Raw genomic sequence first — 8,759 nt, 5'->3', positions numbered from 1 at the left:
TGCGTGTCCCGGCTGCTGCCGCCGGTCCTGGTCGGCCCGATCTTCTTCGACGTGCACCTGCCGGCCCGCTGGTCGACCGTGCCGCTGTTCGTGGTTTCCGCGACGGTGGCGGTGGTGCTCTGCTTCGGCTGCCGTTTCCTGGTCAACGCCACCGCGTACTGGCTCCAGGATGTCCGGGGCCCGCAGCTCCTGTGGACCCTTGGCTCGGGGGTGCTCGCCGGGCTCTACTTCCCGCTGCCCTTCCTGCCCGACGGGCTGTTCATGGCGCTACAACTGGCCACCCCGTTCCCGAGCCTCCTACAGATTCCGCTCGACGTGCTGGTCGAGCGGGATCCGCCGGGCGTGCAGGCGGGGCTGGTCGGGGTGCAGGTCGGCTGGGCGGTGGCGGTCCTCGCGCTGTGCCGGCTGGTGCAGCGCCGCGCCGAGCGCCGGCTGGTGGTGCAGGGTGGCTGAACCGGTGACGCTGCCCCGGCAGCGGCCCTCGCGGCGGCCCCGGCCCGTGTCCGGGCGGCTGCGGGCGTACGGGGCGCTGCTCGGGGCGCAGGCCCGGTCGCAGGCCGCGTACCGGGCGTCGTTCGTGGTGGACCTGGTCGGCAACGTCGGTGCCACCCTCTTCGACGTGGTGACCGTGCTGGTGATCTTCGGGGTGACCCGGGAGCTGGGCGGGTTCACGCTGCGCGAGACGCTGGTCATGGTGGGCCTGTCGGCCTGCGCGTTCGCCACCGCCGACCTGCTGGTCGGCAACGTCGAGCGGCTGCCCGCGTACGTGCGCACCGGGCTGTTCGACGCGGTGCTGCTGCGCCCGCTCGGCGCGTTGCCCCAGCTACTGCTGATGGACCTGCCGCTACGCAAGGCGTCCCGGGCGGTGTTCGGCCTGGCCGTGCTGCTGGTGGCCCTCGGCCGGGCCGGGATCGACTGGACCCCGGGCCGGGTGGCGCTGGCGCTGTTCGCCCCGCTGGCCGGGGTGGTCTTCTTCGGGTCGATCTTCGTGGCCACCACCACCGTGTCGTTCTATTGGACCGAGTCGGGGGAGCTGGCGAACTCGGTCACCTACGGCGGGCGCGACTTCACGTCGTACCCCGTCACGGCCTTCGGCGGCTGGTTCCGGGCGGTCTTCGCGTACGGGATGGGGTTCGCCTTCGTCAGCTACCAGCCGGCGCTGGCGCTGCTCGGCCGGGCGGACCCGCTCGGCCTGCCGGCCTGGGTCGGTTGGGTCTCGCCGGCGGTTGCGCTGGTCGCCGCCGCCCTCGCCGCCGCCGCCTGGCGCGTCGGGGTCCGCTACTACCGGAGTACGGGGTCATGAGCGTCATCGACGTGCGCGAGCTGCGCAAGGAGTTCACCGTCCGGGTGAAGGTCGGTCGGCTGCGCCGCGAGAAGCGTACCGTCGACGCGGTCGCCGGGGTCGACCTGCGCGTCGAGCGCGGCGAGATGCTCGGGTACATCGGCCCGAACGGCGCCGGCAAGTCCACCACCCTGAAGATGCTCACCGGCGTGCTCACCCCCACCTCCGGCGAGGTACGCGTCTGCGGACTGCGCCCGGTGCCCGAGCGCACCCGGCTGGCCCTGCGCGTCGGCGTGGTCTTCGGCCAGCGGTCCCAACTGTGGTGGGACCTGCCGCTGCGGGAGTCGTTCGACCTGCTGCGGCACGTCTACCGGGTGCCGGCCGCCGAGCACGCCGCCCGGCTGCGCCGCTGCCGCGACCTGCTCGACCTGGACGCCTTCGTGGACACCCCGGTCCGGCAGCTCTCCCTCGGCCAGCGGATGCGCGGCGAGCTGACCGCCGCCCTGCTGCACGGTCCGGAGGTGATCTTCCTCGACGAGCCGACCATCGGGCTGGACGTGGTGAGCAGGCAGGCCGTGCGGGGCTTCCTGGGCGAGCTGGGCCGCTCCGGCGACACCACCCTGGTGCTCACCACTCACGACCTGGCCGACATCGAGCGGCTGTGCCGACGGCTCGTGGTGATCGACCACGGCCGGGTGGTGCACGACGGCCCGATCGCCGCGCTGCACGACCGGTACAACTCCCGACGTCTCGTCGTCGCCGACCTGGACACCGCCCTGCCGGAGCCGCCGGAGCTGCCCGGCGCCCCGCTGTTGCGCATGGAGGCCGACGGGCACCGGCTGGTCTTCGCGCTGGAGTCGGCGGGCGTCGCCGAGGTGGTGGCCGCCCTGGCCGGGCTGGCCGCCCTGCGTGACGTCTCGATCGTCGAGCCGGACATCGAGGACGTCGTCGCCCGCCTGTACGCGGGTAAGGAGGGGCCCCTCGTTGACGCTTCCGGTACGGCAGGGGCCTCTTCTTGACAGGGGGCAGCGTTCAGATCGGGTCGCCGATGTTGACGCGGGGCTCCGGCGCGCGCATCCGGCGGAAGGTGATCGACCGCATGATCGCGTACAGGTAGAGGGAGCCGAGCCGCTGGTCGGACTTCGGGAAGCGCTCCCGAACCAGCTTGGAGATCTTCCGACTGATCAGCACCGAGTCGATCACCACGCCGAGGGCGAGCGCGCCCCACAGGATGTTCGAGATCAGCCGGACGATCGGCGGCATCGCCTGGTTGGAGCCGAGCAGCACGATCAGCGCCCCGCCGAAGAACCAGGTGCCCACCGTACGCCGGGAGTCGACCACGTTGCGGACCAGCAGCCGCTCCGGGCCACGGTCGCGCGGGCCGCCCTCGCGGCGGAACTCGGCCGAGGACTCGGCGCGCAACTGCCGCCGCCGCTCCCGCGCCTCCTCCTTGCTCAGCGGCTTGGCCGGGCCGGCCGGTCGGCGCCCGGCCACGGGCCGCTTCGGCGTTTCGCGGCCCTTGGCCGGGGTGTAGCCCCGGCGGGCGCGCGCGGATTCCTCGTCGGTCGTCACCGTGGTGACGGACTCGTCGACGAGGTCGGTGGACTTGCGGCGAAACAGCGACGGCACGTGGAAAGGGTAGCCACACGCCCGCGCCCGGTGCACATCGCGGTGCACCGGGCGCGGGTGGAAGCAGGCTGGGTCACGCCGGGTGGCGTTACGGGCGCTCGGCGTGGGCGCCCAGGTCGGCCAGCTTCGCCTCGAAGTCCTCGTAGCCCCGGTTGATCAGGTCGACGCCGTACACCCGGGAGGTGCCCTCGGCGGCGAGCGCGGCGATCAGGTGGCTGAATCCGGCGCGCAGGTCCGGGATGACCAGGTCTGCCGCGTGCAGCTTGCTCGGGCCGGCGATCACCGCGGAGTGCTTGAAGTTGCGGCGCCCGAAGCGGCACGGGGTGCCGCCGAGGCAGTCGCGGTATACCTGGATGTTCGCGCCCATCGTGTTGAGCGCCTCGGTGTAGCCGAGCCGCTGCTCGTACACCGTCTCGTGCACGATCGACAGGCCCCGGGCCTGGGTCAGCGCCACGACGAGGGGCTGCTGCCAGTCGGTCATGAAGCCCGGGTGTACGTCGGTCTCCAGCGCCACGGCGTTCAGCTCGCCGCCCGGGTGCCAGAACCGGATGCCGCCCTCCTGACCCGGGTCGCCCAGCTTCGGCGGCCGGGCGTCGGTGACCTCGTACTCGCCGCCGACGGAGCGGAAGACGTTCAGGAAGGTCATCATGTCGGCCTGCTGCGCGCCGAGCACCTCGACGTGGCCGCGGGTGGCCAGCGCCGCCGCCGCCCAGCTCGCCGCCTCGATCCGGTCCGGGATCGGCCGGTGGGTGTACCCGTGCAGCTTCGGCACGCCCTGGATCTCGATCACCCGGTCGGTGTGCACCTTGATGATCGCGCCCATCTTCTGCAGGATGCAGATCAGGTCGATGATCTCCGGCTCGACGGCGGCGTTGCGCAGCTCGGTGACGCCCTCGGCCATCACGGCGGTGAGCAGCACCTGCTCGGTCGCGCCGACGCTCGGGTACGGCAGGGCGAACTTGGTGCCGTGCAGCCCGTTCGGGGCGGACAGGTGCAGCCCCTCCGGAGTCTTGTCGACGGTGGCGCCGAACTCGCGCAGCGCCTGGAGGTGGAAGTCGATCGGACGCGGCCCGATGTGGCAGCCGCCCAGGTCGGGGATGAACGCGTGGCCGAGCCGGTGCAGCAGCGGCCCGCAGAACAGGATCGGGATGCGGCTGGAGCCGGCGTGCACGTTGATCTGGTCGGTGCTGGCGCTCTCGACGTTGGCCGGGTCGAAGACCAGCTCACCGTCCTCGGCGCCGTCGGTGACCTTGACCCCGTGCAGACCGAGCAGTCCCCGGACGACCTCGACGTCGCGGATCTGCGGCACGTCGAACAGCCGGCTTGGGCTGTCGCCCAGCAGGGCGGCGACCATCGCCTTGGAAACCAGATTCTTCGCGCCGCGCACGCGGATCCGCCCTTCCAGCGGAGTGCCTCCGTGTACGACCAGGACGTCGTTGGTCAACGCAACCTCCAGCGCGTCGGTGCTGCCGTGTCGATGGTGATGCGGGCGTTGTGGGAGTTACCCGTGATGCGGCCGGCTGAAAACGGACCCGCGTGTGTCGTCGCCCGGGCAGCATAGCCCTCGGTGACGAAAATGGAGACGGTCACCTTGCCCCGGACGGCATGAATCGGGGCTTCCGGTACTTTACGGTGCCCAACGTTTCACGCAGGGTGGTCAGGCGCTCGCTGGTGGCGGGGTGGCCGCGCCCGGGAGGGCGAGCATCTGGTCCAGCGCCGCGCGGGCGTGCCGCGCGGTGTCCGGGTCCACGGTGATCTGGTTGACCACCCGGCCGGCCACCAGCTCCTCCAAAGCCCAGACCAGGTGCGGCAGGTCGATGCGGTTCATCGTCGAGCAGTAGCAGATGGCCTTGTCCAGGAACATGATCTGCTTGTCCGGGTGGGCCAGCGCCAACCGGCGGACCAGGTTCAGCTCGGTGCCGACCGCCCAGGCCGAGCCGGCCGGTGCCGCCTCGATGGCCCGGATGATGTACTCCGTCGAGCCCACGAGGTCGGCCGCGGTGACCACCTCGTGCCGGCACTCCGGGTGCACCAGCACGGTGACCCCCGGCACCCGCCGGCGTACGTCCTCGACGCTGTCGAGGGTGAACCGGCCGTGCACCGAGCAGTGCCCGCGCCACAGGATCATCTTCGCGTCGCGCACCTGCTCCGCGGTCAGCCCGCCGTGCGGCTTGTGCGGGTCGTACAGGACGCAGTCGTCCAGCGAGAGGCCCATCTCCAGCACGGCGGTGTTGCGGCCCAAATGCTGGTCCGGCAGGAACAACACCTTCGACCCCTGCCCGAACGCCCAGTCCAGCGCCTGCTTCGCGTTCGACGAGGTGCAGACCACGCCCCCGTTGCGGCCGACGAAACCCTTGATGTCCGCCGAGGAGTTCATGTACGTCACCGGGACCGTCCGGGCCGCGACGCCCAGCTCGGTCAGCACGTCCCAGGCCGTCTCGACCTGGGGCAGCGCGGCCATGTCCGCCATCGAGCAACCCGCGGCCAGGTCGGGCAGGACCACCCGCTGGCGCTCGGAGGTGAGGATGTCGGCGCTCTCCGCCATGAAGTGCACGCCACAGAAGACGACGTACTCCGCGTCCGGCCGGGCCGCCGCCTCGCGGGCCAGCTTGAACGAGTCGCCGGTCACGTCGGCGAACTGGATCACCTCGTCGCGCTGGTAGTGGTGGCCCAGCACGAAGACCTTGTCACCCAGCTTCGCCTTGGCCGCCGCGGCCCGGGCCACCAGGCCCGGGTCGCTGGGCGCCGGCAGGTCGCCCGGACACTCCACGCCACGCTCGGTGGCGGGGTCGCTGCCACGGCCGAGCAGCAGCAGGGCCGTCGCGGTGTTGGAGGGTTCCACCCAGGTCGAAGTCACGCCACTCATGGTTCCACAGCCACACGACAAGCGGCCCCGCGCCGGTGTGTGCTGCCACACTGCCCCCCGCCGATGTGGCCTGCGACACTGCTCGGCATGCGCGTGCTGCTCTGCCCCGACAAGTTCGCCGGAACGTTGCCGGCCCAGGAGGTCGCCGCTGCGGTGGCCGAGGGCTGGCGGGAGGTGGCCGAGGGCGACGACCTGCTCATCCGGCCGCTCGCCGACGGCGGCCCCGGCTTCGTGGCCGTGCTCGCCGAGGCGCTCGGCGGGCGCCGGGTGCCGGTGCCGACGGCCGACCCGCTCGGCCGCCCGACCTCCGGTGAGATCCTGCTCACCGACGACGGCACGGCGTACCTGGAGAGCGCCCAGGCGTGCGGCCTGCACCTGCTCGCCGCCGCCGAGCGGGACCCGTTGGCCACCACCTCGTACGGGCTGGGGGCACTGGTCACCGCCGCCGTGGAGAACGGAGCCCGGACGGTGGTGATCGGGCTGGGCGGATCCGGCACCAACGACGGCGGGGCCGGGCTGCTCACCGCGCTGGGCGTCACGCCGCTCGACGAGGCCGGCCGCGCCCTGCCGTACGGCGGGGCGGCGCTGGCCGGGATCGCCGGGCTGGACGGCGCGCCCCGGCTGCGCGGTGCGACCCTGGTCGCCGCCACCGACGTGGACAACCCCCTGCTCGGGCTGCACGGCGCCAGCAACGTCTACGGCCCGCAGAAGGGCGCGACGCGCTCCGACGTGCTGTTGCTCGACGCCGCGCTGGAGCGCTTCGCCGGCGTACTCGAACGGGACCTGCCAGGCTGCCCGCCCGGCCTCGGCGCGCTGCCCGGCGGGGGCGCGGCCGGCGGCCTCGGCGCGGCGATCCTCGCCCTCGGCGGTCGCTGCTGCTCCGGCATCGGCCTGGTCACCGAGGCCATCGGGCTGCCCGCCGCGCTCGACGCGGCCGACCTGGTGATCACCGGGGAGGGCTCCTTCGACCACCAGTCGCTGAGCGGCAAGGTCGTCGCCGGGGTGGCCGGGGCCGCCCGGGACCGGGGCGTGCCCTGCGTGGTGCTGGCGGGGCAGGTGAGCACCGGGCGGCGCGAGGCCGCCTCGGCCGGCGTCACCGACGCGTACAGCCTGGTGGAGCACTTCGGCGGCGAGGAGCACGGCGGGCTCGACGCGGCGCTCAGCCGCCCGGCGGAGGGCCTGCGCCAGCTCGGCGCCCGGCTGGCCCGCCAGTGGAGCCGCTGAGCGCCCGTCGGGGCCGACGCGCCGGGCCCGACCTGCGGCCCGGGTCACGTCGACCGGGTGGCACCGCCCGGGGCGGCGTACCATCGGAACTGCGACCACATCGGGAATCACTGGGCGACGGACGACGTTGGCCAGTGCGTCCAGACCCAGACCGCGCAGGGAGATTTCCACGTGACCACGCCAGCGCAGACCGAGTCGACCGAGGCCAAGGCCCCTACTTCCGTCGTCCTCACCGACGTCGCGGCGCAGAAGGTCAAGGCCCTGATCGAGCAGGAGGGCCGCGATGATCTGCGGCTCCGGGTGGCGGTGCAGCCGGGGGGCTGCTCCGGCCTGAGGTACCAGCTCTTCTTCGACGAGCGTTCGCTCGACGGTGACGTCGTCACCGACTACGACGGCGTCGAGGTCGTCGTCGACCGGATGAGCGCCCCCTACCTGACCGGCGCCACGATCGACTTCGCCGACCGGATCGACGCTCAGGGCTTCACGATCGACAACCCGAACGCGGGCAACTCCTGCGCCTGCGGCGACTCGTTCAGCTGAGTCCCGCCCGCTCCGGCCGATACGGTGGGGCCGCCCGAACCGGGGCGGCCCCACCGCCCGGTTTTGACGGGCGGCCCCACCGTTCCGCGCCCATCTTGGCGGCCGGCCCGAAGTTTCGCGTCCATTTTTACGGACAGCCCTACGGTCCGTCGACCACCACCGGGGAGGTCGACCCGCGCGGACCTGGGCCGGATATCCGGAGGGTCACGCGGAATCGAACGGACCGTGACTGTTCCCCGACCGACGGGCGACCACGACCCCGCCCGGACCGGTAGGCTGACCCGCGCCGTGCTCCCGACCGCGAGGGTTGACATGAAGATCGCCGTGACCGGCTCGATCGCGACCGACCACCTGATGAGCTTCCCCGGCCGGTTCGCCGACCAGCTCATCGCCGACCAGCTCGACAAGGTCTCGCTGTCCTTCCTGGTGGACGACCTCGTGCTGCGCCGCGGCGGGGTGGCCGCCAACATCGCCTTCGGCATGGGCCAGCTCGGCCTGCGCCCGATCCTGCTCGGCGCGGTCGGCGCCGACTTCGCCGACTACCGCTCCTGGCTGGAGCGGCACGGCGTCGACTGCGACTCGGTGCACGTCAGCGAGGTGGCGCACACGGCCCGCTTCGTCTGCACCACCGACACCGACATGTGCCAGATCGCCTCCTTCTACGCCGGGGCGATGAGCGAGGCGCGCAACATCGAGCTGGCCCCGGTCGCGCAGCGGCTGGGCGGGCTCGACCTCGTGCTGGTCGGCGCCAACGACCCCGACGCGATGCTGCGGCACTCCGCCGAATGCCGCGAACGGGGGTACGCCTTCGTGGCCGACCCGTCCCAGCAGCTCGCCCGCATGGACGGCGCGGACGTGGTGGGGCTGATCGACGGCGCCGAGTACCTGATGACCAACGAGTACGAGAAGTCACTGCTACAGAGCAAGGCCGGCCTCAGCGACGCGCAGCTACTGGAGCGGGTGAAGGTCCGGGTGACCACGCTGGGCAGCAACGGCGCGGAGATCGCGGGCCGGGACTTCGACACCATCCACGTGCCGGTCGTCCGGGAGACCCAGGCCGTCGACCCGACGGGTGTCGGCGACGGCTTCCGGGCCGGCTTCTTCGCCGCCCTCTCCTGGGGACTGGGCCTCGAACGCGCCGCCCAGGTCGGCTCCCTGCTGGCCGCGCTGGTGCTGGAGACGGTCGGCACCCAGGAGTACGAGGTGCGCCCCGACGTG

General features: G+C 72.6%; 9 protein-coding genes. 6 read left to right on the top strand and 3 right to left on the bottom strand.

From position 1 onward, the window contains the following. From E1258_RS26825 to E1258_RS26810, 3 genes are all read left to right on the top strand, one after another. Positions 1–453, top strand: a 453-nt coding sequence (locus E1258_RS26825; protein ID WP_207919730.1) for an ABC-2 family transporter protein, incomplete at its 5' end; no start/stop codon positions are given. Next, complete coding sequence (locus E1258_RS26815) at positions 446–1,303, top strand: ABC transporter permease (RefSeq protein ID WP_371688692.1); 858 nt, start codon at positions 446–448, stop codon at positions 1,301–1,303. The genes E1258_RS26825 and E1258_RS26815, both read left to right, overlap by 8 nt. Beyond that, positions 1,300–2,301, top strand: a complete 1,002-nt coding sequence (locus E1258_RS26810; protein ID WP_132406005.1) for an ATP-binding cassette domain-containing protein — start codon at positions 1,300–1,302, stop codon at positions 2,299–2,301. Before E1258_RS26815 ends, E1258_RS26810 begins: the two co-directional genes overlap by 4 nt. A 13-nt stretch (positions 2,302–2,314) precedes the next feature. Here E1258_RS26810 and E1258_RS26805 read toward each other — a convergent pair whose 3' ends face one another. The 3 genes from E1258_RS26805 to nadA form a co-directional block, all read right to left on the bottom strand. Next, positions 2,315–2,911 carry a DUF3043 domain-containing protein gene (locus E1258_RS26805; protein WP_132406003.1) on the bottom strand — a complete coding sequence of 199 codons (597 nt, stop codon included), beginning with the start codon at positions 2,909–2,911 and terminating at the stop codon, positions 2,315–2,317. Between the two features lie 88 nt (positions 2,912–2,999). Then, the gene (gene murA / locus E1258_RS26800) at positions 3,000–4,355 is read right to left on the bottom strand and encodes a UDP-N-acetylglucosamine 1-carboxyvinyltransferase (protein WP_132406001.1); all 1,356 of its coding nucleotides are present in this window, start codon (positions 4,353–4,355) and stop codon (positions 3,000–3,002) included. Positions 4,356–4,568: 213 nt separating this feature from the next. Next, positions 4,569–5,768, bottom strand: a complete 1,200-nt coding sequence (nadA, locus tag E1258_RS26795) for a quinolinate synthase NadA (RefSeq protein WP_165949911.1) — start codon at positions 5,766–5,768, stop codon at positions 4,569–4,571. Between the two features lie 72 nt (positions 5,769–5,840). On the opposite strand from nadA, the gene E1258_RS26790 reads away from it, so the two are divergent. From E1258_RS26790 to E1258_RS26780, 3 genes are all read left to right on the top strand, one after another. Continuing rightward, positions 5,841–7,001: a glycerate kinase gene (locus tag E1258_RS26790; RefSeq protein ID WP_207919729.1), complete on the top strand. Its 1,161-nt coding sequence runs from the start codon at positions 5,841–5,843 to the stop codon at positions 6,999–7,001. Positions 7,002–7,172: 171 nt separating this feature from the next. Next, positions 7,173–7,541, top strand: a complete 369-nt coding sequence (gene erpA / locus E1258_RS26785) for an iron-sulfur cluster insertion protein ErpA (RefSeq protein WP_007072244.1) — start codon at positions 7,173–7,175, stop codon at positions 7,539–7,541. Positions 7,542–7,853: 312 nt separating this feature from the next. Then, on the top strand, positions 7,854–8,759 hold a 906-nt coding region (locus tag E1258_RS26780), incomplete at its 3' end, for a carbohydrate kinase family protein (RefSeq protein WP_132405994.1).

The sequence above is a fragment of the Micromonospora sp. KC207 genome (assembly GCF_004348615.1).
Classification (GTDB): Bacteria; Actinomycetota; Actinomycetes; order Mycobacteriales; family Micromonosporaceae; genus Micromonospora.
The sequence above is the reverse complement of the archived record's forward strand: the minus strand, read 5'-3'. Positions and strand labels throughout refer to the sequence as shown.

Bases quoted from the DNA above. Each gene is read 5' to 3' on its own strand.
- E1258_RS26790 (WP_207919729.1), top strand. From the start codon at position 5,841: ATGTGGCCTGCGACACTGCTCGGCATGCGCGTGCTGCTCTGCCCCGAC.
- E1258_RS26810 (WP_132406005.1), top strand. From the start codon at position 1,300: ATGAGCGTCATCGACGTGCGCGAGCTGCGCAAGGAGTTCACCGTCCGG.